The following is a 25,098-nucleotide window of genomic DNA, read 5'->3' on the forward strand; positions in this document are numbered from 1 at the left end:
CGGGGTGGTCTTGTCTGTAATCGAAATACCCGGCGATGATAGCTCATGCCGGGTATTTGGTTAAATCACTGCAATCGCGAACGGATTACATCTTGCCGATTTTCTTCGCGGTCTCGTCAAAGGCGGCACGCGCGCGTTTGATCAGCTCGTCGATTTCTTCCTTGGTGATGCAAAGCGGCGGCGACAGAACCATGCGATCACCGCACGCTCGCATGATGACGCCATTGGCAACACAGGCATCACGGCACATGGTGCCCACCGTTCCCGGATTATCAAAACCTTTGCGGGTTTTCTTGTCATCGACCAGCGGCATGCCGGCAATCAGGCCGACCGTTTCAACCGCACCGACCAACGGGTGGTCTTCAAGGGTTTTAAGCGCCTTGGCGAAGTAAGGTGCGATCTCGTCCTTGACGCGCTCGACCATTTTTTCTTCGCGCATGATACGAATGTTTTCAAGCGCGACTGCCGCACAGGCCGGATGACCGGAATAGGTAAAGCCGTGGGTGAATTCACCGCAGTCATTGATCAGGACATCGGCAACGCGATCACCAACCATGACAGCCGAAATCGGCAGGTAACCGGATGACATGCCCTTGGCCATCGGCATCAGGTCCGGCTTGATGCCGAACGTGTCGCTACCAAACCATTCGCCGGTACGGCCAAAGCCGCAAATGACTTCATCAGCAATCAGCAGGATGTCGTATTTCTTACAGATACGCTGAATTTCCGGCCAGTAGGTCGACGGCGGAATGATGACGCCACCAGCGCCCTGGATCGGTTCGCCGATAAAGGCACCGACGCGGTCTGCACCGATTTCCTCGATCTTTTCTTCAAGCTTACGCGCCGCGATCAGACCGAATTCTTCCGGGGTGTGATCGCCACCTTCGCCGTACCAGTACGGCTGATCGATATGCACGATATCGCGCACCAGCGCACCACCCTGGGAATGCATGCCCGACATGCCGCCAAGCGACGCACCTGCAACAGTGGAGCCGTGATAGGCGTTCTTGCGGCTGATGATGTGGGTGCGTTCCGGTTTGCCCTTAAGGTTCCAGTACTGATGAACCATGCGGACAACGGTGTCGTTCGCTTCCGAGCCGGAGTTGGCATAGAACACATGGTTCAGGCCTTCTGGCGTGATTTCGGCAAGAACCTTGGTAAGCTCAATCGCCGGGGTATTCGCGCACTGGAAGAAGTTGTTGTAATAGGGCAGTTCCAGCATCTGCTTGTAGGCTGCTTCTGCCAGTTCCTTGCGGCCATAGCCAATATTCACGCACCACAGACCCGCCATGCCATCGAGATAGCGATTGCCGTTGGAATCTTCGATAAAGACGCCTTCGGCACGTGTGATGACGCGGGTGCCACGATTGTTCAGGTCCGCCGTATCGGTGAACGGATGAATGTGGTGAGCCTGATCAATATCCTGCCAATAGGCGGTTTTGTCGAAATTATTCATAACGTCTCCTGGCAGCGGGGCTGCTCTGCTTTCGTGCGATATGTTGAACATCTGATGCCAGTGTTCGTTTTTTCGAACACCTTTGCAAGAGGATTTTTCGACAATATTTTTGAGGAATTCAAGGCGGGTTTTTGTTATCCACCGGTTGATATAGCGCATTCAGGTCCGATGGTTTGCTGTAAGCTAGAAAAATTGTGCATTGCACGATTTGCACGATATATCGAACGAAGGGGCTTGACCGGGGCATTTCGGCGCGGCACGATGCCAAACGATTAAGAACAGGCCTTTTCTGGGAGTATAAGACGATGAACAAGTCGTTCGTCGAAGACAGTAGGGCAGATGCCCAACGTTTCTTTGAAGAAAATCCGGATGTCGAACTTGTTGAGTTGCTCATTCCCGACATTAACGGCGTGTTTCGCGGCAAGCGAATCAGCAAACAGAAATTCCTTAAAAGCTTTACCGAGGGTGTAACCCTGCCGGGCTCCATGTGCCTGGTCGATATTACCGGTGACAACCCCGAAGGTACGGGTCTTCTTTGGTCGAGCGGTGACCAGGACAATCTGGCAAAACCGATCCCGGGGACCCTGTGCCGTGTACCGTATGGTGAGTTGCCGCTGGCCCAGGTGATGATGAGCCTGCATAACCTTGATGGCAGCCGGTTCTTTGCCGATCCGCGCAATGTCTTGCAGGGTGTTGTGGACCGCATGGCGGCTGACGGTTTCTATCCGACTGTTGCGCTTGAACTTGAATTCTATCTCGCCGATCAGAACGAAAAAACTGCCGAACCGCTGCCGCCGCAGCCGCTTGGCGGCGGGATTGCATCCGATGGTGTGCAGGTTTATGGCCTGCAACAGATCGAGGATTTTGAAAAAGTCCTGCATGACGCGGTAGCGGAACTCAACCGTCAGGGCATTCCGGCCGATACCATTGTTGCCGAAGCCGGCCCGGGGCAGTTTGAAATCAATCTTGGTCACGTGACCGATCCGATGTTGGCTGCTGATCACGCCATGCAGCTCAAACGCGTGGTCAAGGGGATTGCCTGGGATCACGGGGTAACCGCGACCTTTATGGCCAAGCCTTATTCCGATCAGGCGGGCAATGGCCTGCATATTCATGTGTCGCTGCGTGACGAGGACGATAACAACGTTCTGTCCCCGGTCGGTGACGAGGAAGTCTCGGACAATCTGCGCTTTGCGATTGGCGGCCTGCAGGAAAGCATGTTTGAAAGCATGGCGATCTTTGCGCCCAACCCGAACTCCTTCCGCCGGTTCCAGAACAAGGCCTATGCGCCGATGTCGCCGAACTGGGGGCTGAATAACCGTACGGTTGCCCTTCGTATTCCGGCAGGCAGCCCGAAGGCCGCGCGTGTTGAACACCGTGTGTCGGGGGCCGATGCCAACCCGTATCTGGTGCTGGCATGTGTATTGGCCGGGATGCATCACGGGCTTAAGAACAAGCTTGATCCGGGCGAGCCGACTGTTGGCAACGGCTATGAACAGCATGGCGGCAAGATAGTTCCGCGCAGCATGATTTCGGCCCTCGACCGGTTTGTCGACGGCGATATCGTCAAGGACTATCTCGGCGAACGCTTTGTCGAGGTCTTTGATATCTGCCGACGCGCCGAATATGACGAATTCTTCGCCGAGGTGACCCAGCTTGAATATCGCTGGTATCTCGACGCGGTCTAACCAAACAAAACAAGAATAAGTTCAACAGGGAAAAGACGGGAATGTCGCAAAAGGTAGGGGATCGTCTGAAGGCGGTGCGCAGCATGTACGGGCTGTCGCAGCGTGAACTGGCACGCCGTGCCGGTGTGACAAACAGCACGATCTCGACGATCGAACAGAACCGGGTCAGCCCGTCTGTTGACAGTTTGGCCAAGGTGCTGGCTGGCATTCCCATGAGCTTGATTGATTTCTTCACCATTGATCTCGATACCGGTGAAGAAATCTTTTTCAGGAAAGAAGACCTTGTTGAATTGTCAGACGGGACGATGTCGATGCGTCTTGTCGGGGCGTCGCGTAAGGACCGAAAACTGCGCGTGCTTCATGAAACCTATCCGGCGGGCGGGGATACCGGTGAAAATCTGATCGTCCAGAAGGGCGAAGAAGCCGGTGTCGTTGTCCGTGGCAAGCTTGAAGTCACCGTCGGTGAGCGGGTCAAGGTTCTTGGTCCCGGTGATGCCTATTACTTCAATGCCGAAATTCCACACCGCTTTCGAAATGTCGGTGACGGAGAATGCGAAGTCGTCAGTGCTGCGACGCCTCCGTCATATTGATGACAGATCATGCGGCTATGGTGCCCGGTTGGGTGCCTGCATGTAACGATCAACCTTGAAAAATAGCCAAACGCGCCATCCGTCAGGAGACTTGCGATGACCAATCAGATGAATTTTGAACAGCTGAGTGCACAGGCCAAAGCGCTTGATTTCCGTAACAAGGCCTTCATCAACGGCGCCTATGTTGATGCGGCCTCGGGCAAGACATTTGATTGCATCAGCCCGCGTGACGGATCGGTTTTGACCAAGGTTGCCGAATGCGACGTCGAAGACGTCAATCGTGCGGTGGCGTCTGCACGTGCCGTGTTTGAAGAAGGCAGCTGGTCGGAAGCCGCCCCCGCAAAACGCAAGGCGATCCTGATGCATTTCGCTGATCTGCTGGAAAAGAACGCGGCTGAACTGGCCCTGCTTGAAAGCCTTGATATGGGCAAGCCGATCACGCTTGCTGCGCGCGATGACATTCCGCTGTCTTACAAATGCATCCGCTGGTACGCCGAGGCGATCGACAAGATCTATGACGAAATTTCCCCGGCTGGTGCCAATGAAATCGGCATGATCACCCGTGAACCGCTGGGTGTGGTTGCGGCTGTTGTGCCATGGAACTTCCCGCTGATGATGGCGGTCTGGAAACTGGGTCCGGCCTTGGCAATGGGCAACTCGATCATCCTCAAACCGGCCGAACAATCGCCGCTGACTGCCCTTCGTGTCGCCGAAATCGCGGTCGAAGCTGGCCTTCCGGAAGGTGTTTTGAACGTTCTTCCGGGCTTTGGCCCGACGGCGGGCAAGGCGCTTGGTCTGCATGAAGATGTTGATTGCGTAACATTCACCGGGTCCGGCGAAGTCGGCAAGCTGTTCCTGCAATATTCCGGTCAGTCGAACATGAAGCGCGTCTGGCTTGAATGCGGTGGTAAAAGCCCGAATATCGTTCTGGCCGATTGCCCGGATATGGATGCGGCGGCAGCGGCTGCTGCGGGCGGTATCTTCTATAACCAGGGTGAGGTCTGCACGGCCGGTTCGCGCCTGATTGTTGAAGAAAGCATCAAGGACGAATTCATCGAGAAAGTCATCGCGGCTGGCGCGAAGATGCAGCCGGGCGATCCGCTGGATCCGCAAAGCCAGATGGGCGCGATTGTTGATGAAAACCAGATGAACCGTGTTCTGGGCTATATCGAAAAAGGCTCCAGCGAAGGCGGCGTTCTGCGCACCGGTGGTAAGCGGGTTCGTACCGAATCTGGTGGCTATTATGTCGAGCCGACCGTCTTTGATGGCATCAAGAATGACATGACGATCGCCAAGGAAGAAATCTTTGGCCCGGTACTGTCGGTTATTTCGGTCAAGGACTGGAAAGAAGCTGTTCAGACCGCAAATGATACGCCATATGGTCTGGCAGCCGCCGTCTGGACGAGCGACATCAACAAGGCACATCTGACCGCAAAGAAACTGCGTTCGGGTCTTGTTTGGGTCAATTGCTGGGACGGTGGATCGATCACCATGCCGTTTGGCGGTTATAAACAGTCCGGCACCGGACGTGACCGTTCCTTGCATGCGCTCGATAAATATTGTGAAGTCAAATCAACCTGGATTGCCCTTGGCAACGGTTGAGGGGCCGCTTCCTGTTGACTGCTGATGGGCAGCGTCCGGGAACGGGACAAGGAATTGGGAAGGATTACGACATGAGCAGCACCGGGGTCATTGACACCAAGGGTGGTGATAACGCCTTTACGGCAAAATCCGTGCATCAGAACACCAGCGAGCCGATGTATTCCGGTGCGCTGTCGTTTATGCGTCGCCGCTATTCCCGTGATCTGAACGGGATCGATGTTGCGGTGACCGGCATTCCCTATGATCTTGCGACTTCAAGCCGCCCGGGCACGCGCCTTGGCCCGCAGGGTGTGCGTCGTGCATCGACTAACCTTGCATGGGCGCCACATTTCCCGTCCGGTCGCGATATCTTTGCCGAAATGGCCGTGATTGATTATGGCGACATGGTCATTGATCCGGGCCATCCGGAAAAGCTGCCGGAAATGATCGAGGATCACGCACGTGATATCGTTCAATCCGGTGCGAAAATGCTGACCATTGGCGGTGATCACTTCATCACCTACCCGATCCTGAAGGCGCATGCCGAAAAGTACGGCGATGGCATTTCGCTCATCCAGTTTGATGCTCATTCCGATACCTGGGAAGATGACGGTGATCGTATTGATCACGGCACCATGTTCTGGCATGCCGCCAAAAAGGGTATCGTCAATCCGTCGAAATCCATTCAGGTCGGCATTCGTACCCACAATGAATCCACCCACGGGTTCAATATCCTGTATGGCCCGGATGTTCAGTCGATGTCGATTGATGCCATCGTTGAAAAGATCAAGGCCACCGTGGGTGACAACCCGGCCTACATCACCTTTGACATCGATGGCCTTGATCCGTGCTATGCGCCGGGCACCGGCACGCCGGTTCTGGGTGGCTTGACCAGCCATCAGGCAGTCTCGATCCTGCGCGGTCTGGCAGGGCATGTGAACCTGATCGGCAGTGACGTGGTTGAAGTTTCCCCGCCCTATGATGTTTCGGACATCACATCGCTTGCCGGTGCGACCATGGCGTGGGAAATGCTGAACATTTATGCGGTTAACCGCGCAAAGTAATCTGCGATTTCAGATCGAAACTCTTTGGGGCTGGTATCATTTAACGATACCGGCCCTTGTTTTTTCATTTTCCTGTGCTTTGATACCGCCAGAAAAAAGAAACGAAGACAGGAAACCAAGAGAATGAAACCAATCGCAATTTCGCGCCTGACCATCTGTGGCATCGACGAGCTGCCCACCCATCGCAGCCATGGTGTCACCCATGTCCTGTCTGTGCTTGATCCCGAACGCGAAGACCCGGCCATCTTTGGCAATTATGCCCCGCATGAACGCACAATTTTGCGCTTTCATGACGTGATCGAAGACAAGGAAGGCCGTCCGGCCCCGACCAAGGCCGATGTCGAAGGCATCCTTGCTTACGGCGAAACCCTGATCGAAAGCCGTGCGGACCGCCGTGATGGCCATTTGCTGGTGCATTGTCATATGGGTGTGTCACGCTCGACCGCGGCGATGATCACCCTGATGGCGCAGTGCGAGCCGGACCGTGATGAAGACAGCATTTTCACCACCATCCGTGAAATGCGCGCGATTGCCTGGCCGAACTCGGTCATGATCGCCTATGCCGATGAGCTTCTCGGCCGTGAAGGCCGTCTGACGGCTGCCCTGCAACGTCACTATGCGCTGCAATTGGAACGTGATGCGATGTTCGAACGCTGGATGACGGAACTGGAACGCGTGCGCGAGATCGAATTTGGCCGTGCGCTTGGCAAACAAAGCGCATGATGGTTCGTGCGTGCACAGATTGATCGGGTTTTGGTTTGCGTGCGCAATTGAATCGATTTAAAAGGCGGTGGGTCCCACAGACCACACAATATCAGTCCGCCAATTTGCGGACTTTCCGAACGGAGAAACGTCATGACAGCCAAAGCTGTTTGTCTTGGGGAACTGCTGATTGATTTTGTTCCGACGGTGACCGGAACCGGTCTTGCCGATGCCCCGGCCTTTGCCAAGGCCGCCGGTGGTGCGCCGGGAAATGCGGCTGTGGGCCTGCAGCGTCTTGGAATTGAAACCGGCTTTATCGGCAAACTCGGCGATGATGCCTTTGGCCATTTTCTGGTCGATACCCTTAAGGCCGATAATGTCGATACATCGGGCATTGTGCTTACCAAGGAAGCATTGACCGGGCTTGCCTTTGTTTCGCTGCGCGCTGATGGCGAACGTGAATTTTCTTTCTATCGCAGCCCGTCGGCCGACATGTTGCTCAGCATTGCTGATCTTGATCAGGACATGCTGAAATCAACAGATCTGTTCCATTATGGAACGCTTTGCATGATCGATGATGATCCGCGCGCCGCAACGCTTGAGGCGATCAAGATCGCGCGCGAAAACGGGGCGATCATTTCGTGTGACCCGAACCTGCGCCTACCGTTGTGGCCAAGCGAGGAAAAGGCCCGTGAAATCCTGCGTCTGGCGATCAGTCTGGCCGATGTCGTCAAGATGTCGGACGAGGAAATCACCTTTGTCTCTGGCAAGAACGACCTTGAAGCGGGTATTAAGGATCTGTGGTGTGATCAGTGGCGCGCGATGATCGTGACCTATGGTCCCAAGGGATCGCGCTATATCACCCCGGAATTTGATGGCTTTGTGCCGTCCTTTGAAATCACCGCGGTCGATGCGACCGGGGCAGGGGATGGTTGTACGGCCGGCTTCCTGTCGCGCCTGCTAAAAGATCCGGAACTTCTTGGTTCCGAGGAAAATCTTGCAGCGGCATGTCGCTTTGCCAATGCGGTCGGTGCGATCACGGCAACCAAGCGCGGTGCGATCAACGCGCTCCCGACCGAAAAAGAAGTCGAAGACTTTCTTTCGGCGCGCTAAGTCGCTAGGAATAGGAATGTCGCGGTATCAGGACCCCATAGCCGCGACATTCTGCAAACTGTCCCACACATGGTTTGAAGCGCGTGCTAGGCTTTTCGCCACAGCACTGCATTGTGATGAATGAATTTGAATGGGCCGAGAGTGGTATGTCTGCTGATAAAATGACCGCAAGCTGGGAAAAACTCGATCAACTGGGCGCGGAAGTTTCCGAAAAACTCAATCTGCGTCAGGCCTTTGCCGACGATCCTGCGCGGTTTGAACGCTATAGCGCGGCCCTCAATGACCTGTTTGTCGATTATTCCAAAAACTTGATCACCGACGACGTCATGACGGCCCTGGTGGATCTTGCCAAGGCCGCCAATGTCGAAGGCTGGCGCGACCGGATGTTTGCCGGCGACAAGATCAACGTCACCGAAAACCGGGCGGTTCTGCATACAGCCCTGCGGAACCTCGATGGAGGCCCGGTCGCGGTCGATGGCGAAGACGTCATGCCTGCGGTCAAAGACGTGCTTGGCCGCCTCAAAGACTTTGCCGCACGGGTGCATTCCGGCGAATGGAAGGGCCATACGGGTAAGAAAATCACCGATGTCGTCAATATCGGTATTGGCGGGTCTGACCTTGGCCCGGTGATGGTCAACGAGGCGCTGCGCCCATACCACATTGATGGCATTCGCTGCCATTTCGTCTCCAACGTTGATGGCGCGCATATTGTCGATACGCTGAAATTCCTTGATGCGGAAACGACACTTTTCATCATCGCGTCCAAAACTTTCACCACCGATGAAACGTTGACCAACGCCTATTCTGCGCGCGATTGGCTTGTCGGTATGCTGAAAAACGAAGCTGCGGTCGCAAAGCACTTTGTTGCTGTTTCAACCGCACTGGACAAGGTCGCGGCATTTGGCATTGATACCGACAATGCATTTGGTTTCTGGGATTGGGTCGGCGGGCGTTACAGCCTGTGGTCCGCGATTGGTCTGCCGATCATTCTTGCCGTCGGGTACGAGAAGTTCGAAGAATTGCTGCGCGGCGCGCAGTCGATGGATAACCACTTTAAAACCGCACCGGTTGAAACCAACATTCCGATGATCCTGGGTCTGATCGGGGTTTGGTATCGCAATGTACTGGGCGCATCCAGCCAGGCGATCCTGCCTTATGATCAGCATCTCTCGCGCCTGCCGGCCTATCTGCAGCAGGCCGATATGGAGAGCAATGGCAAGTCTGTCACCCGCGATGGCAAACCGATTGCCTATGAAACCGGCCCGATCATCTGGGGGGAGCCCGGCACAAACGGCCAGCATGCCTTTTATCAGCTTATCCATCAGGGCACCGAACTGATCCCGGTTGATTTCATCGTCGCTGCCAATCCCCTTCATCCGCTGGCAAACCATCATGACAAGCTGGTCTCAAACTGCCTGGCACAGGCCGAAGCATTGATGCGCGGCAAGACCGAGGCCGAAGTGCGCGAAGAACTTGCGGGCAGTGATCTGAGCCCGGCCGAGATCGATGTGCTGGCGCCGCAAAAGGTGTTTGATGGCAACAAGCCCAGCACCATGATCCTCTATAAGCAGCTTGATCCCTTCACCCTTGGCCGACTGGTTGCGATGTATGAACACAAGATCTTTGTTCAAGGCATCATCTGGAACGTCAATTCCTATGACCAGTGGGGGGTAGAGCTTGGTAAACAGCTTGCCAAGGAACTGCTGCCGATGGTCGAGGGCAAAGAAGACGCAGGATCGCGCGATGCATCCACCGCAGGCCTGATCAAACGTCTGCAAGGTTTGCGCGGCTAGGGTTTCTCAGTCGTCCTTTTCCGGGACGACGCGCAATCGATAATGACCCGAAGGGCGGTGTTGGCCATAGCTGACGCCGCCCTTTTCAAATGTCAGCCTGCCCTCGGCACACAATTGATCGGCCACCTGATGCACGCGCGGCATCAGATCACGCCAATAAGACCCGAATGATTTGGCGACTTCGGATGGGCAGATGGTTTTCTCCACGCCGCGCTGTGCTGCCATATCAATCACCCGCTGGCGCAGAATGGCAAAGGTTGGCTGATCTTCATCGAGCTGATCAAACATCATGACGCATGGCCTTGTGTGGCGGGTTTTGCGGCCTGCTTGCGCTGGCGACGGCACCGCTCGGAGCAATACTGAACCGCGTCCCAGCAGTCCTTCCATTTGCGTCGCCAGCTAAACGGGCGCGCACATGTCACGCAGGTTTTCTGTGGCAGATGGGCTTTGCCACGGTTCTGTCCGTTGGCATTTTTCGGCATATCAGTGCGATCAGGTTTTTGGTTTATCCAAGCAGGGTTTCGATCATCGAATGGGCGGCAGTTCGCCCGCTGCGCCAGGCCGCCTCGACCCGCGCACCAAGGCACCAGTCACCGGCGGCAATCACGCGGCCATTCATGCCATTAAGGTGGCTCATGCCCAGCGGGACTTCCGTTCGGGCATAACGCCAACGGTGTGCTTGCACCGAATGCAGTTCGGGCAGTTCGGCGCCACTGACATTGCGCAGCGCGTCGAGCAGTTTTTCAATCACGCGTTCCTTGTCATCTTCAAGATGGGCGCGTGACCATTCCGGGCTGGCATGCAGGACCCATGGATCGGGAGTGCGACGGTGGAACATGTCGTTGCTTTGCGTGCTGCGTGCCGCCCAGCTGATTTCGCGACTTGGATAAAGCATCGCATCAAATCCGGTCGGAAGCGGCTTTTCGAACGCGGCCATCACGGCCCAGCAAGGTGCCATAACCACCTCGTCAATCGGACCATAACGCGGGGCGAGTGGACGAAGCAGTTCTGCGGCCTGCGGTGCCGGGGCCGTCACAATGACACCGTCGAAAGGTCCATATACCCCATCCAAGTCATCATGAAGCATGAAGCTGCGCTGATTGACCGGCTCTATGCCAACGATGCGGTATTGCTTCTGGATCGGAAAGCTGTCCACCAAGGGGCGGATCAGTTTGTTCATCTGCGGCGCACCCTGATACCATTGCTCCTCGGCAAGGTTGCCGACATGACGGGTAATGGGCGAAAGCGCATCATTTGTTCCTGTGGCGGCGGTGCCGTCGGTGCGGTCCGTTTCGGCACTCACGCCACGATGCAGGTTGGGCGACCAGTTCTGGGCGGCGTTGAATTCGGTTGCTTCCTGAAGGAACGCGTTAAAGCCTGGATCGCGCGCAGTGACATATTGCGCACCATGGTTGAAATGACCGAACTCGGTCCGCCGCGATGCCAGGCGCCCGCCAAGCCCGCGGCTTTTCTCAAAAACGGTTACGTTCATGCGGATGCGATGCAAGGAGCTTGCGGCCTTTAGCCCGGCCATGCCCGCCCCAATGACGGCAATATTGACGTTCGACATGCTTGGCATCGGGATACTCCTGTTCGCTAACCACCCGTGGTGTTTTTGTGTTGTCATCTCGATACGGGAAAACCGCGCTATTGGAGCAGTCCTTGCCACAAGAAATTTATGAAACTGTAACCGACGGGTCATCAAACCGTTACAGCAAATCATCAAGCTGCTGGCTTTGTTGACGGTTATTCCAAGGGGGAAAAGATGCGTTCTTCACTGATGGCGACGGCTGCTGTTTCTTTGCTTCTGAGTGCCTGTGCCGGCTCATCTTCTGAAAACACCATGATGTCGGGCGATGTGGTCAATGCCGGCGCACATCCGATCACGATTGTGCCGATGGGCGAATATCGCACCGGGATGCTGGATGAAAGTGCCGCAGAAATTCCGGCATTCGATCCGGTGTCGAAGCGCATTTTCGTTGTGAACGGTGCGGACAAGGTGATCGACATTCTTGATATGTCCAACCCGTCCGAGCTCACCAAAATTGGCGCGATGGATCTGTCGAGCTGGGGCAAGGGTGCCAACAGTGTCGCCGTCATGAACGGTGTTGTCGCGGTTGCTGTTGAAAACGCTGACAAGCAGGCACCGGGTCAGGCTATTTTCTTTGATACCGAAGGCAATTTCATCTCGGCGGTCACCGTCGGTGCACTGCCCGACATGATCAAGTTTTCTCCGGATGGCAAATATGTGCTGGTCGCAAATGAGGGTGAGCCGAACGATGCCTTCACCAACGATCCGGAAGGAACCGTTTCGATCATTTCCATGGCCGGTGGCGCAGAAGATCTGTCGGCCGCTGATGTGCGCACGGTTGATTTCAACTTCCTGAATGGCGGTACGTTGCCTTATGGCATGCGCACTTCGAACCCGGGAACCTCAACCGTCGCACAGGATGTGGAGCCGGAATACATTGCGGTCTCCAAGAACAGCAAAACCGCCTATGTCTCGCTTCAGGAAAACAATGCAGTGGCGATCATTGATATCGAAACCGCCACGGTCAAACGCGTTGCCGGTCTTGGCTTCAAGGATCATTCGGTGCATGCCTTTGACGCCAGTGACAAGGACGGCAAGATCAATATCCGCACCTGGCCGGTCATGGGCATGTATCAGCCTGATACCATCGATGCGATAAACATCAATGGCAAGGACTGGATCCTGATCGCGAACGAGGGCGATGCCCGCGATTATGACGGCTATAGCGAGGAAACCCGCGTTGGCAAACTGACCCTTGATCCGGTGGCCTATCCGACAGCCAGCACCCTGCAAAAGGATGAAAATCTTGGTCGTTTGAAAACCACCACGGCACAGGGGGACATCGATTTTGATGGTGATGTCGATGTGATCTATAGCTACGGTGCGCGGTCCTTCTCGGTGCTTGATGCCGATGGCGAGATGGTCTTTGACAGTGGCGATGCGTTTGAGCAGCTCCTGGCGGCAAACTACGCCAATGTCTTCAATTCGTCGGATACCGAAAACTACAGCCGCGATAACCGCTCCGATGACAAGGGCCCGGAACCCGAAGGCATCGCCAGTGGCTATGTCAATGGCACGCCATACGCGTTTATCGGCCTGGAACGTCAGGGCGGTTTCATGGTCTATGATCTGACCAACCCGACCAACCCGCAGTTCGTGACCTATCACAGTGATCGCCGTTTCTCGGGCAACCCGGAACATGACACCGCCGGTGAACTGGCGCCCGAAGGTCTTCAATTCGTTGATGCCAAGGACAGCCCGACCGGCAATGCCATGCTGGTGGTGGCGTCCGAAGTATCGGGCAGCACCAAGGTTTACGACCTGAAGTAATCAACATTCAGGACAGATTTCTTGATGTGGGAAAGCCGGGCAATGCCCGGCTTTTTCGATTTTAGGCACCACATGGTAAAATGGTTCAAACCGTTGTCGAATTAGACTAAACTCCGGCCACGGTCAGGGACATGGCCGATAAAATCAGGGGAGTTCGGGACACTGACGACGCGACGTGAACCACATATTCTGGTCGTTGATGACGATCAGGAAATCCAGAAGCTTTTAAAAAAGTTCCTGCTGCAACACGGCTTTCGCATCACCACCGTTTCCGACGGTAATGAAATGCACCGTGCCTTGCGCGACTGGAAAATCGATCTGGTGATTCTTGATATCATGCTGCCGGGCGAGGACGGCTTTGCCCTTTGCCGCGATGTGCGGCGTACCTCCAAGGTGCCGATTGTCATGCTGACTGCGGTGGGCGAGGATACCGATCGTATTCTCGGCCTTGAACTGGGCGCAGATGACTATCTGACCAAGCCGTTCAATCCGCGTGAATTGCTCGCACGTATTCGTGCCGTGTTCCGCCGTTTTGAAACCGGTACGGTCGCACCGTCTGATAACGAAGTTACCCCGGCCCACAAGATCATTTTCGGTGAATGGACGCTTGATATTGGATCACGCGAATTGCGCGATGCCGATAATGTGGCGGTACACCTTTCGACCGGTGAGTTTTCCTTGCTTCTGGCACTGGTCAAGAACAACAAGCGGGCGCTCTCGCGCGAGCAGCTTGTCGATATTGTCCGTGGTCAAAGCTCGCTTCCGTTTGATCGCAGCATTGATATCCAGATCAGCCGTCTGCGCCGCAAGATCGAAAAAGACGCCAAGAACCCGAAACTGATCAAGACAGTGCGCGGCATCGGGTATCAGTTCTGCGCTGACACCCAAACGCTTTAGGGCCACCCATGGCCGATATGTTCGCAAATCTCAGCAATTATCTGCGCCGCTACAAGCCGCGCACGCTGGGCGGGCGTATCTTTATCCTGATGATGCTGGGCGGGTTGATCATTGCCGTGCTGAGCGCCATGGCATCCTATTACGTCATCGAACGCGACGAGCGCATTGGTCGCGCCTACACGCTGGGCTTTACCATCCGCGAGTTGGTGCGGATCGCTGAAAACCCGGAATTTGAAGAAAACATTGTCGATATCGCCGCCCGTGACGGGATGACGATGCGCATTCTGCCGCCCGATGATCTAGGCACGCTATTGCTTTTTTCCCGTCCCGCACAACACATCGCCATGCCAGCACGCCTGGCCAATACCGGCTGGCCGACCTCGGTCAAGGTGCATTTCGAACGCGGGCGGCTCAGTTCCGAGCAACGTGCCATCATCGAGGCCACAGAAAATCCGAGCCTGTTCTTTGCCGAACTGTCGCGCGAAATCGCCCGGCTGGGGCTTGAGGCACAAGTTGAAATCCTGATGCCATCGGGCAAACGCATCCTGGTCAGCCATGACGAGCTTTGGTCGAACTATGCATCCCCGTCGCTTGTCTTCCTGATGTTCCTGATGGGAGTGGCTGCTGTCCTTGTGGTTTTTGCCGGGCTGGCAGACCTTCTGGCCGGGCCGTTCAAGCGTCTGACGCAGGCGATCATTGATCACGGTGATGAGGTCAGCGGGCCACCCGTGGAAGAACGTGGCCCCACCGAAGCCCGCTCGATGGCCGCGGCCTATAACGATTTGCGTGAACGCATTTCGCGCATGCTGGGCGATCGTACCCGAATGCTGGCCGCCATTTCGCACGATCTGCGCACGCCAAGCACGCGTTTGCGCCTGCGCGCCGAATTCATTGAAAATGATGAACTGCGCGAGACCGTGCTGCGTGATCTTGATGAAATGGACAGTCTTCTCAATGACGCGCTTGATTTCCTCGGTGACTGGATCGCCAAGGAAGAAGAACGCACGGTCGATTTTGTCTCTGTGCTTGAAGCCATCTGTGATGATTACGCCGATCTTGGCCGCCCGGTGAGCTTTGCCGGGCCGCAACCGTTACAGTTCAGCTCTGTCCACACGGTGTTCGGCGGTGGGGACGAACCCCATAGCTTTGATGGCAAACGCAGCATCCGGTTGTCGTGCCGCCCGGGCACGTTAAAGCGCGCTTTCACCAATCTGATTGAAAATGCCCTGAAATATGGACACCGCGCCAATGTCAGCCTCGAAGCAACGGCGGATAATGTGCTCGTCACCATTCGTGACGAAGGGCCCGGAATCCCGATTGAACATCAGGACAAGGTGTTTTTGCCGTTTTATCGTGTGGAAGGATCGCGGGCGCGCAGTACCGGGGGCAGTGGTCTTGGGCTGTCGATCGTCAAGACCGTGATTGATGCCCATGACGGGCGCATTGAATTGCGCAATATGCCGGGTAAAGGTCTGGAAGTGATTGTGTCTCTGCCGCGCCGGGTTTAGCTCGACGAGAGACAGGGACGCAAAGGGCAGGGCCCCAAAAGAAGAATGGCGGGTGGCCCCCAGAACCACCCGCCAATCAGATCAGATCCGCAACTCGGTATCCGGGTCAAACAGACTGATCTGAGACATGTCGGCCGAGAACGTCATGCTCTCGCCCGGTGTCGGTGCGCGGTCCGGACGGACACGTGCGACGATTTCCTTACCAGCGATTTCGATCACGGTCATGGTGTCGGCACCGGTCGGTTCGATGACTTCAACCTTGCTGTCGAAATTGACATACTGGCTGCCAGGCTCATCCGAACCGGTACGCTTGTGGGTCAGGGCTTCGGGGCGAATGCCAAACACGACATCCTTGCCGACATAGCCATGATAGCTTTCCGGGGCCTCAAACAGCGGCAGGACAATCGGATTGTCACCACGCGGAATAGTCACGGCGAGCTTGCCGTTTTCTTCGCTGAGTGTGGCATTGATGAAGTTCATCGACGGTGAGCCAATGAAGCCGGCAACAAACATGTTGTTCGGACGCTCATAGATATTCTGCGGCGTATCGAACTGCTGCAGGATCCCGTCCTTCATCACCGCGATGCGCGATGCCAGAGTCATGGCTTCGATCTGATCGTGTGTGACATACACAATGGTCGAGCCAAGACGCTGATGCAGCTTCTTGATCTCGGTACGCATGTCGACACGCAGTTTCGCATCAAGGTTTGAAAGCGGCTCATCAAACAGGAAGATGTCCGGATCACGCACAAGCGCACGGCCCATGGCAACACGCTGACGCTGACCACCCGAAAGCTGGGACGGTTTACGATCCAGAAGCGGCTCAATCTGAAGCAGCTTGGCAACTTCGGCCACGGCCTTGTCACGTTCCTGATTGGAGACGCCACGGATTTCGAGGCCAAAGGTGATGTTCTTGCGGACCGTCATGTTCGGGTACAGCGCATAGGACTGGAACACCATGGCGATGTTACGGTCTTTGGGATGCACGTCGTTGATAACGCGATCCCCGATGCGGATTTCCCCGTCGGTCGAGCTTTCCAGCCCTGCAATCAGGTTCAGAAGCGTCGATTTACCGCAACCCGACGGACCGACAAGGACGAGAAACTCGCCATCATCGATTGCCAGATTGATTTCCTTGAGAACTTCGACAGGGCCGAATGCCTTGCGAACTTTATCGAGGGTGAGTGATGCCATTTGCTTATCCCTTCACCGAACCGGCGGTCAGGCCGCGGACGAAGTATTTGCCTGCGAGGACATAAACCAGCAGCGTCGGAAGGCCGGTCAGCAATGCTGCCGCCATATCGACGTTGTACTGTTTCACGCCGGTCGTGGTGTTGACGATATTGTTGAGTGCGACGGTCATCGGTGCATTGTCGCCAGAGGCAAACGACGCGCCGAACAAGAAGTCATTCCAGATCTGGGTGAACTGCCAGATGACCGAGACCACGATGATCGGGGTCGAGATCGGCAGGATAATGCGCCAGAAAATGGTGAAGAACCCAGCACCGTCGATGGTGGCTGCCTTGACCAGTTCATCCGGGATCGAAACGTAGTAGTTCCGGAAGAACAGGGTGGTGAAGCACAGGCCATAAACCACATGGACCAGAACAAGGCCCGGGGTGGAGCTTGCAAGACCCAGCTTGCCAAGAACCTGTGACATCGGCAGCAGCACGACCTGGAACGGAATGAAGCAGCCAAACAGCAGCAGGGCAAAGACGATGTTCGCCCCTTTAAAGCGCCACTTGGTCAGGGCATATCCGTTGATCGCACCAAGGAAGGTGGAAATCAGAACGGCGGGGATCGCCATTTTGACCGAGTTCCAGAAATAGATTTTGATCCCGGTACATTCGACACCGACGCAGGCTTCGTTCCATGCATAGTTCCATGCATCAAACGTCACCACACGCGGCAGCGAAATCAGCGACCCTTCACGAATTTCGTCGAGCGACTTCAGCGAGGTCGCAATCATGACGATCAGCGGGAAAAGATAATAGGCCGCAAACAGGATCAGAACGAGATATAGCAACCCGCGCAGAACGGTATGTTTCCAGCCTGCGTCGTGGCTGTAGGTCTGAATATCAGCCATTTTTCTTGCCTCCGCGCAGTTCGGAATACAGATACGGCACGATGATTGCCATAACGGTCGCCAGCATCATCATCGCACTGGCTGCACCAACACCAAGCTGGTTACGCTGGAAGGCCATCGTGTACATGAAGGTTGCCGGAAGATCGGATGAATAGCCCGGGCCACCACCGGTAAGGGCGATGACAAGGTCGAAGCTTTTGACCGCAAGGTGGGCCAGAACGACGATCGCACTCAGGAAGACCGGGCGGATCGACGGAATGATGATACCGAAATAGATACGGGGCAGGCTGGCACCGTCCATATAGGCTGCGCGAATGATGTCCTGATCGACGCCGCGCAATGCCGCAAGGAACATTGCCATGACAAAGCCCGATGCCTGCCAGACAGCTGCGATCACAACGGTGTAGATCGCCATGTCCGAATTGACCAGCCAGTCGAACTTGAAGCTCGTCCAGCCAAAGTCATGCATCATGCTTTCAAGGCCAAGGCCCGGATTAAGAAGCCATTTCCAGACAGTACCTGTCACGATGAAGGACAGGGCCATCGGATAAAGGAAGATCGTGCGAAGCGCACCTTCGGCGCGAATACGCTGATCAAGAAGAACTGCCAGAAGGCACCCGATGAACAGGCAAGTCACAATAAACAGACCGCCAAAGATCAACAGGTTTTCAATGGCAACATGCCAGCGTTCCATCTGCCACAGGCGTTCATACTGTCGCAGGCCTGCCCAATCCCAGACGGGAAGCATGCGCGACTTTGAAAACGCCATATAGCCGGTCCACAGGATGAACCCGTAGACAAAAAACAGGGACGCAGCAAAGGACGGCGCAACAACGATCTTGGAAAGATGACGCTGAATGCTGGCCATCAGGTTGCTTTCGGTGCTTTGAGAAGCCCCCATAACCTTTGCCTCAAAAGTTAAATTACTGGGAAACAGGCCCCGGAAAATCCGGGGCCTGCAAATCGCTCATATCTCAGATTGTTCTGATCAGATGAGATTAGTCTTTGGCCAATTCAACAGCTTCGACCAGGCGCGAGACGGCTTCGTCAGACGACATGTCGGAGTTGAAGTGTGCGGTCACGACGTCAACGATCGCACCTGCAAGGTGGCCGCGAAGCGCCATGCCATGTGCCATCGACGGAAGGAACCCGCCAGCTTCCTGAGCTGCTTCTAGATCAGCTTCGGATTTCTTGGCGCAATCGTCGAATTTATCAAGCGATACGCCCGAACGTGCCGGGATCGAACCCTTGAGAAGGTTGAAGGTTTCCTGGAACTTCTCGCCAACGATAAGTTCGGCAAGCAGTTTCTGGCCTTCGACCTTGTCGTCGCCTGAAACGTTGAACATGGCAAAGCTGTCAACGTTAAACAAGTAACCGTGCTCTGACGGGGTTGCGGCACAGATGAAGTCTTCGCCCGGTACTTTGCCGGCAGCAAGGAATTCGCCTTTGGCCCAGTCACCCATGATCTGCATGGCGGCTTCGCCATTCATGACCATTGCGGTTGCAAGGTTCCAGTCACGACCCGGGAAGTCGGCATCGACATAACCGCGGATTTTACGCATCTGGTCAAACACCGCTTTCATGGTGTCGGAGTTCAGTGCGTCTTCGTCGAGGTCGATCAGGGCTTTCTGGAAGAATTCCGGACCGCCAAGACCAAGAACGACAGTCTCGAATACGGTTGCGTCCTGCCACGGCTGACCGCCATGTGCGACCGGCGTAATGCCAGCAGCCTGCAGTTTGTCAGCAACGTCGTTGAATTCGTCCCAGGTGGTCGGTGCGGAATCAACACCAACTTTTGCCAGAAGCGCCGGGTTTGCCCAGATCCAGTCAACGCGGTGTACGTTTACCGGAACAGCAACATAGTCGCCTTCATACTTCATGACGTCCTGGATCGCAGCCGGAATAACGTCATCCCAACCTTCAGCAGCAGCAACGTCGTTCAGATCGGCAAGCGCGCCCTGTTCGGCCCATTCCTGAATGGCCGGACCTTTAAGCTGAACAGCAGCCGGTGCATCGCCCGACAGAACGCGCGAACGCAGAACGGTCATGGCTGCATCGCCAGCGCCACCAGCGACCGGGCTATCAACCCAGGTGCCGCCATTGGCTTCGAAATCTTCTTTAAGGGATGCGACAGCTTTTGCTTCGCCGCCCGAAGTCCACCAGTGCAGAACTTCAGCGGTCGGCTCGGCATGAGCAAAGCTTGCAGTCGCGAGTGCAGAAAACGCCACACCAGTGGCGAGGATGGTTTTGCGCAGATACATCTAGGTTTCCTCCCTGGCTTTTAACCATTTGCAGCGACAACATGCTGCGAGAGGGGTCGCAATGCATCCACAAAACTGTAACAGGGCGTTTCCAGATTGCGAACTGAAACAAACTGTTACAAAATTGGTAATATGCAACCCAACTATATTGCAGGGCAGCAAAAACAATTAGGGCGTTTATGTGCATTAAAGCTGTGACGGTTTGGAATGAATGTGTGAAAATCCGTCGTGATTGTTGCGTTATCAAGGGGGAATAAGGCCCGGATATGTGGAATAATGCAGCTGTTATTGACTGGATTGCGACAAAAGGTCGGTTGCTTGAAGATCCGAATGCGTTTTTTGACGGGTTGATGGCGCAGCTTAACGCCAATGGCTTTCATATTGCGCGCATGCGCTGTTCGATGCAGGCCCTTCATCCGCAAGTTGCTGTCTGGTCTTTTACCTGGGATCGCGATCACGGGGCGCATTTGTGGGAAGCCTCGCACGGCATCCACGAAAGTGATGCCTATATCGGAAGTCCGGTCGAAGAGGTGAACCTGCATGGCGGTCCGGTCCGCATCCCTTTGGCCAAGGTGAACCCAGCCGACCATCATCCGCTGGTGGGCGAACTGATCGGGATGGGGCTGACCGATTACTATTGCATGCGCGTTCGATTTAGTGGCGGACGTTGGTGTGTGATGACGATTGCCACCGAACAGTCGGGCGGGTTCGACGATTCCGAAATCGCAAGCTTTGACGGGTTGCTCGATCATATTGGCGTGGTGCTTGAGCTGCATGTCACCAAGCGGATCGAACATTCCCTGCTTGATACCTATTTGGGGGAGCGCACCGGCGCACGGGTGATGCATGGACAAATGCGCCGGGGGGACGGGGAAACCATTCGCGCGGCCCTGTGGTTTAGTGACGTGCGCGATTTTACGGTTCTGACCGAAACCCTGTCGGTCGAGCAGTTGCTTGATAGTCTGAATGTCTATTTTGAAACAGTTGAACGCGCTGTGCGGCCCCATGGCGGCGAGATTTTGCGCTTTGTCGGCGATGCCATGCTGATTGTCTTTGCCCAGGAAACCGATCAAACCCCCGAAACCGTCTGTGAAAATGCCCTGCGTGCAGCCGAGGCTGCCCTGGCAGATCTCGTCAATGTCAACGCAGACCGCTCAAAGGCCGGATTGCCGTTGTTGCGGTTTGGCGTCGGGCTTCATTACGGCGAAGTGGTGTATGGCAATGTTGGTGGCACTCATCGGCTTGATTTCACCGTGATGGGGGTGGCCGTGAACCGCACCGCCCGTTTGGAAAGCCTGACCAAACAGATTGGAACGCCCTTGTTGATGTCTGATGTTCTGGCAAGTCACATCAAAGCCCCGACCGTCTGCTGTGGTGACTTTGCGGTCAAGGGGGTTGCCGACCCCTTGACGGTGCATGCGCTTGAAACGGCTCTTCCTTTCGCCCCGGTTGACGGTGAAAAGAATCACGGGTAGGGGCGTTTTTGCTGTTTAAAACAGTAAAAATGTTGCGCTGCACTGTTTGCGTAGGGGCACAATTCAACTCAAAACATCAGACCAGATCACCTTATCAGCCACGAATTGTCGGGTATGATCGGTTGATATTTGGTTATCTGTGAATAAACGGCACAGATGATATGCAGTTTTTGGTGGTTGAGGATAAAATGCAATTTCGACATATTGCAACGCGAAGCAAGTCAGTGAATGCGCCAGACAGTTGGAGACGACCTCCAAGGCAGCATTCGAAATTGTAACCCAAGGAGGTTCAACATGTTCCTGTCCAGTATTCTTGTTGCTGTTCGCCGTTGGGCCTATGCACGCTCGGTTGCGAATGAACTTTACGGTCTTGATAAGCGCGATCTCGATGATGTCGGGATTTCCACGTGGCAGATCAAAGACGTTGCACGTAAAGCAGCCCGTGACGCGATTGCATAACGCTCGCACCATATAGGCACCCGATAATTCGGGATTGCCAATGCTAAAGCCGGACCCAGTCCGGCTTTTTGTGTTTTTGGGTTTTAAAACAGCTCATCCTGGGCCGGGCTGGTCTCAAGCTTACCTGCGTCAAGCTTGGCCAAAAACGCGTCGGCCTGATCAATCAGTTCGCGCTTTTTATCGTCTTTCATCCGTGCCCAGTTGCGGTACGGCATGCCAAGGCGCGGGTTGTTGCCAAGCTTATCGGTATTGCGATCCATGAAGTGCCAGTACAGCGCGTTAAACGGGCAGGCATCCGCACCGGTATTCTTGCGCGGGTTATACTGGCATCCCTGACAATAATCTGACATCCGGTCGATATATTTGCCACTCGCCGCATAGGGTTTTGATGCCATCTTGCCGCCATCGGCATAAAGCGCCATGCCGAACGTGTTGGGAAGCTCGACCCATTCAAACGCATCGATATAGACCGCCAGATACCAGTCACAGACTTCCTTGGGATCAAGCCCGGCAAGCAACGCGAAATTGCCGATTACCATCAGCCGCTGGATATGATGGGCGTAAGCATTTTCAAGTGTTTCGCCAATCGCCTGCTTCAGGCAATTCATCGGCACATCCCCGTCCCAGAAGAACCCGGGCAGGGGGCGTTTCGCCTTGAAATGATTGCCGCTGCCGTAATCCGGGCCAAGATACCAGTAAAGACCCCGGACATATTCCCGCCAGCCAAGGATCTGGCGAATAAACCCTTCGACCGCATTCAGCGGTGCCTTGCCGTCATGATAGGCCTTCTCGGCCGCACGGCAGACTTCATCGGGCAGCAAAAGCCCGATATTGATGCTCGGACTGATCAGGGAATGATACAGCGTCGCACTTTTTACCGTCATCGCATCCTGATAATCGCCAAAGCACGGTAAGCGATGCGTGATGAACTGATCGAGTGCGATCAAGGCATTCTTGCGCGTTACCGGCCAGCCAAAGGACGTAACATTGCCTAGCGCATCGGGAAAGTCGTCCATGGCGCGATCAAGCAAAGCTTGCGTGATCTTGTCGGGCGCAAAGGTCTTGGGTGCGGGTGGGGTGACATCATCGGGCAGGCGTTTGCGGTTGTCGTGATCAAAGTTCCATTGCCCACCAACCGGTTTGCCATCGGGTTCTATAAGAATGCCGGTTTCGCGACGTAAACCGCGATAGAAATACTCCATCCGCAATTCCTTGCGGTCTTTGGCAAAATCCTCAAACGCTGCAAGCGGCGCAAAGAACCGGTCATCGGGGCGGATATCTAACGATACGCCAAGATTCTCGGACCAGCTTTCGATTTCGTGTTTTACCCGCCACTCACCGGGCTGGGTGATGACGACATGCTGGATGCCGTGGGCATCAATCGCTGCTTTCAGCGCCTCGGTAAACGACGTTACCGGACAGTCCTGATAATCGAAATATTCAACCTCAAAGCCCTGATCGCGGAGCTCATTGGCGAAATGACGCATGGCCGACAGGATCATCACGATCTTCTGGCGGTGATGGGGGACGTATCTTGCCTCATCGCGCGGTTCGGCCATGACGATCAGGTCACGGTCGGGATCGGCATCTGAAAGGCTTGAAAGCCCGGGGGTGAGTTGATCACCAAGGACGAAACGAATGGTTTGAAAGCGGCGCTTCATGTTTTGCTTCAATCGATTGCACGGCAATTACGAGTCGTACGAAAACATGCGGGCAAAGGATCTTTGCGAAGGTCAATTTGGCCGAAGCGATTGTCATTCTCAGGGAAATCCGTGCGAATGATTTTTAGTCATTCAGAGCAAGTGGCAAATTTCGGAAAAATCGGCTAAATTATTGATAATGGTAATCAAAGGCGCGTTTTTCCCTTGAAACGCAGAAGGGGGATTCCCACTATCTGCGTAGCCCAAACATCAGGAGAGCCATGATGAAAGGTGATCCCAAGATCATCACATACCTTAATCGCATTCTGACCAACCAGTTGACTGCGATTAACCAGTATTTCCTGCACGCCAGAATGCTGCGGGACTGGGGCGTGGAAGAAATGGGCGAGTATGAGTACAAGCTCTCGATCAAGGAAATGAAACGCGCCGACGACACGATTGAGCGCATTCTGTTCCTCGAAGGTCTTCCCAACCTCCAGAACCTCAACAAACTGATGATCGGCGAAAACGTCGAAGAGATCATCAGTTGTGACATGAAATTTGAACTGGCGTCTCTGCCGCTGCTGCGCGAAGCCATCACCGCCTGCGAAAAGGCCGAGGACTTCGTGACCCGCGACCTGCTTGTGAAATTCCTTGAAGATCAGGAAGAGCATGTCGATTGGCTTGAGACCGAAGAATGGCAGCTCGAAAATGTCGGGATTGCAAACTTTATCCAGAGCCGTTCAGGCGACGGCGATTAATCAGATCAGGAGTATTACACCATGAAGGGTAGTAAAAAGGTCATCGCCGCGCTGAACAAACAGCTCACTGCTGAACTGTCGGCGGCGGATCAGTACAACACGCATGCTGAAATGTATGCTGATTGGGGCCTGCATTCGCTGTATGAGCGCATGCACCACGAAAAGGACGAGGAGCTCGAACACGCAAAGCGTCTGATCGAGCGTATCCTGTTCCTTGAAGGTGTGCCCGACACTGCCTCGCGCGAACCGATCAAGATCGGCAAAACCGTGCCCGAGATGATGAAAAACGATCTCGAACACGAATACCATGTCATAAATCTTCTGAAAAAGGCGATCAAGATTGCCGAGGCAGAAGACGATTTCCAGACCCGCCAGATGTTGGTCGGACTGCTTGATGACAGCGAGGAAGATCACGCTTACTGGATCGAACAGCAGATCCGCCTGATCGATATGATGGGCCTGCCGAACTACATCCAGTTCCGTGCTGCCGGTGAACCCACCCCGCACGGCTGATTGCAGATATTTGATCTATCAAAAGCCCCGGACCGGTTCCGGGGCTTTTTTGTTGCCCGGTCGGCGGGTTTCAAAGGTTTTCCATCGCTGAGTCTTTTCGGCTTGACCTTCCAGTTGCTGGAAGCTCTATGTTCGCCCATATCTTAAAAA

At 54.9% G+C, this 25,098-nt stretch carries 23 protein-coding genes; 14 read left to right on the forward strand and 9 right to left on the reverse strand.

Annotated features, from left to right (window positions below; all coding sequences use genetic code 11):
* Positions 1-85: 85 nt before the first annotated feature.
* Complete coding sequence (locus ACXAF0_RS10390; RefSeq protein WP_475345794.1) at positions 86-1,456, reverse strand: aspartate aminotransferase family protein; 1,371 nt, start codon at positions 1,454-1,456, stop codon at positions 86-88.
* Between the two features lie 305 nt (positions 1,457-1,761).
* On the opposite strand from ACXAF0_RS10390, the gene ACXAF0_RS10395 reads away from it, so the two are divergent.
* The 7 genes from ACXAF0_RS10395 to pgi all read left to right on the forward strand — a co-directional run bounded on the left by ACXAF0_RS10395 (position 1,762) and on the right by pgi (position 9,987).
* Positions 1,762-3,144: a glutamine synthetase family protein gene (locus ACXAF0_RS10395; protein WP_475345795.1), complete on the forward strand. Its 1,383-nt coding sequence runs from the start codon at positions 1,762-1,764 to the stop codon at positions 3,142-3,144.
* Between the two features lie 41 nt (positions 3,145-3,185).
* Entirely contained in the window at positions 3,186-3,734 is a 549-nt protein-coding gene (locus ACXAF0_RS10400) for a cupin domain-containing protein (RefSeq protein WP_417829885.1), read from the forward strand.
* 96 nt (positions 3,735-3,830) lie between these two features.
* Entirely contained in the window at positions 3,831-5,336 is a 1,506-nt protein-coding gene (locus ACXAF0_RS10405; protein ID WP_475345796.1) for an aldehyde dehydrogenase, read from the forward strand.
* Positions 5,337-5,407: 71 nt separating this feature from the next.
* Positions 5,408-6,379, forward strand: coding sequence for an agmatinase (speB, locus tag ACXAF0_RS10410; protein WP_475345797.1), 972 nt, complete (start codon positions 5,408-5,410; stop codon positions 6,377-6,379).
* Between the two features lie 123 nt (positions 6,380-6,502).
* Complete coding sequence (locus ACXAF0_RS10415; RefSeq protein WP_475345798.1) at positions 6,503-7,102, forward strand: tyrosine phosphatase family protein; 600 nt, start codon at positions 6,503-6,505, stop codon at positions 7,100-7,102.
* A gap of 132 nt (positions 7,103-7,234) precedes the next feature.
* The gene (locus ACXAF0_RS10420) at positions 7,235-8,194 is read left to right on the forward strand and encodes a PfkB family carbohydrate kinase (protein ID WP_475345799.1); all 960 of its coding nucleotides are present in this window, start codon (positions 7,235-7,237) and stop codon (positions 8,192-8,194) included.
* 146 nt (positions 8,195-8,340) lie between these two features.
* Complete coding sequence (pgi, locus tag ACXAF0_RS10425; protein ID WP_475345800.1) at positions 8,341-9,987, forward strand: glucose-6-phosphate isomerase; 1,647 nt, start codon at positions 8,341-8,343, stop codon at positions 9,985-9,987.
* Between the two features lie 6 nt (positions 9,988-9,993).
* Here the strand turns inward: pgi and ACXAF0_RS10430 are convergent, their stop codons facing one another.
* The 3 genes from ACXAF0_RS10430 to ACXAF0_RS10440 are packed head-to-tail and all read right to left on the reverse strand — an operon-like array spanning position 9,994 to position 11,566.
* A complete protein-coding gene (locus ACXAF0_RS10430) occupies positions 9,994-10,278 on the reverse strand; it encodes a DUF3253 domain-containing protein (RefSeq protein WP_475345801.1) in 285 nt (94 codons plus the stop codon).
* Complete coding sequence (locus ACXAF0_RS10435; RefSeq protein WP_475345802.1) at positions 10,275-10,469, reverse strand: DUF2256 domain-containing protein; 195 nt, start codon at positions 10,467-10,469, stop codon at positions 10,275-10,277. The genes ACXAF0_RS10430 and ACXAF0_RS10435 overlap by 4 nt, the downstream gene beginning before the upstream one ends.
* A 23-nt stretch (positions 10,470-10,492) precedes the next feature.
* Positions 10,493-11,566 (reverse strand): NAD(P)/FAD-dependent oxidoreductase, encoded by a 1,074-nt coding sequence (locus ACXAF0_RS10440; protein ID WP_475345803.1) that lies wholly within the window; start codon positions 11,564-11,566, stop codon positions 10,493-10,495.
* A gap of 186 nt (positions 11,567-11,752) precedes the next feature.
* On the opposite strand from ACXAF0_RS10440, the gene ACXAF0_RS10445 reads away from it, so the two are divergent.
* From ACXAF0_RS10445 to ACXAF0_RS10455, 3 genes are all read left to right on the forward strand, one after another.
* Positions 11,753-13,348: a choice-of-anchor I family protein gene (locus ACXAF0_RS10445; RefSeq protein ID WP_475345804.1), complete on the forward strand. Its 1,596-nt coding sequence runs from the start codon at positions 11,753-11,755 to the stop codon at positions 13,346-13,348.
* A gap of 162 nt (positions 13,349-13,510) precedes the next feature.
* Positions 13,511-14,245, forward strand: coding sequence for a response regulator (locus tag ACXAF0_RS10450; RefSeq protein ID WP_062954505.1), 735 nt, complete (start codon positions 13,511-13,513; stop codon positions 14,243-14,245).
* A gap of 8 nt (positions 14,246-14,253) precedes the next feature.
* The gene (locus ACXAF0_RS10455; RefSeq protein WP_475345805.1) at positions 14,254-15,753 is read left to right on the forward strand and encodes a sensor histidine kinase; all 1,500 of its coding nucleotides are present in this window, start codon (positions 14,254-14,256) and stop codon (positions 15,751-15,753) included.
* Between the two features lie 81 nt (positions 15,754-15,834).
* Here ACXAF0_RS10455 and ACXAF0_RS10460 read toward each other — a convergent pair whose 3' ends face one another.
* The 4 genes from ACXAF0_RS10460 to ACXAF0_RS10475 all read right to left on the reverse strand — a co-directional run bounded on the left by ACXAF0_RS10460 (position 15,835) and on the right by ACXAF0_RS10475 (position 20,100).
* Positions 15,835-16,947, reverse strand: coding sequence for an ABC transporter ATP-binding protein (locus ACXAF0_RS10460; protein WP_475345806.1), 1,113 nt, complete (start codon positions 16,945-16,947; stop codon positions 15,835-15,837).
* Positions 16,948-16,951: 4 nt separating this feature from the next.
* Positions 16,952-17,839 carry a carbohydrate ABC transporter permease gene (locus ACXAF0_RS10465; RefSeq protein WP_044826806.1) on the reverse strand — a complete coding sequence of 296 codons (888 nt, stop codon included), beginning with the start codon at positions 17,837-17,839 and terminating at the stop codon, positions 16,952-16,954.
* A complete protein-coding gene (locus tag ACXAF0_RS10470) occupies positions 17,832-18,740 on the reverse strand; it encodes a carbohydrate ABC transporter permease (RefSeq protein ID WP_475345807.1) in 909 nt (302 codons plus the stop codon). Before ACXAF0_RS10470 ends, ACXAF0_RS10465 begins: the two co-directional genes overlap by 8 nt.
* Before the next feature lie 97 nt (positions 18,741-18,837).
* A complete protein-coding gene (locus tag ACXAF0_RS10475) occupies positions 18,838-20,100 on the reverse strand; it encodes an ABC transporter substrate-binding protein (RefSeq protein ID WP_475345808.1) in 1,263 nt (420 codons plus the stop codon).
* A gap of 266 nt (positions 20,101-20,366) precedes the next feature.
* Here ACXAF0_RS10475 and ACXAF0_RS10480 point away from each other — a divergent pair, with 266 nt between their 5' ends.
* Positions 20,367-21,575 carry an adenylate/guanylate cyclase domain-containing protein gene (locus ACXAF0_RS10480; protein WP_475345809.1) on the forward strand — a complete coding sequence of 403 codons (1,209 nt, stop codon included), beginning with the start codon at positions 20,367-20,369 and terminating at the stop codon, positions 21,573-21,575.
* Positions 21,576-21,869: 294 nt separating this feature from the next.
* Positions 21,870-22,034: a DUF1127 domain-containing protein gene (locus ACXAF0_RS10485; protein WP_230233676.1), complete on the forward strand. Its 165-nt coding sequence runs from the start codon at positions 21,870-21,872 to the stop codon at positions 22,032-22,034.
* Between the two features lie 83 nt (positions 22,035-22,117).
* Here ACXAF0_RS10485 and ACXAF0_RS10490 read toward each other — a convergent pair whose 3' ends face one another.
* Entirely contained in the window at positions 22,118-23,695 is a 1,578-nt protein-coding gene (locus ACXAF0_RS10490; protein ID WP_475345810.1) for a cryptochrome/photolyase family protein, read from the reverse strand.
* A gap of 263 nt (positions 23,696-23,958) precedes the next feature.
* On the opposite strand from ACXAF0_RS10490, the gene bfr (ACXAF0_RS10495) reads away from it, so the two are divergent.
* The gene (bfr, locus tag ACXAF0_RS10495; protein WP_044826901.1) at positions 23,959-24,435 is read left to right on the forward strand and encodes a bacterioferritin; all 477 of its coding nucleotides are present in this window, start codon (positions 23,959-23,961) and stop codon (positions 24,433-24,435) included.
* Positions 24,436-24,456: 21 nt separating this feature from the next.
* On the forward strand, positions 24,457-24,948 hold the full coding sequence (gene bfr / locus ACXAF0_RS10500; protein ID WP_044826803.1) for a bacterioferritin: 492 nt from the start codon (positions 24,457-24,459) through the stop codon (positions 24,946-24,948).
* Positions 24,949-25,098: the final 150 nt, after the last annotated feature.

This window comes from Thalassospira sp. ABD4_177 (assembly GCF_056160125.1).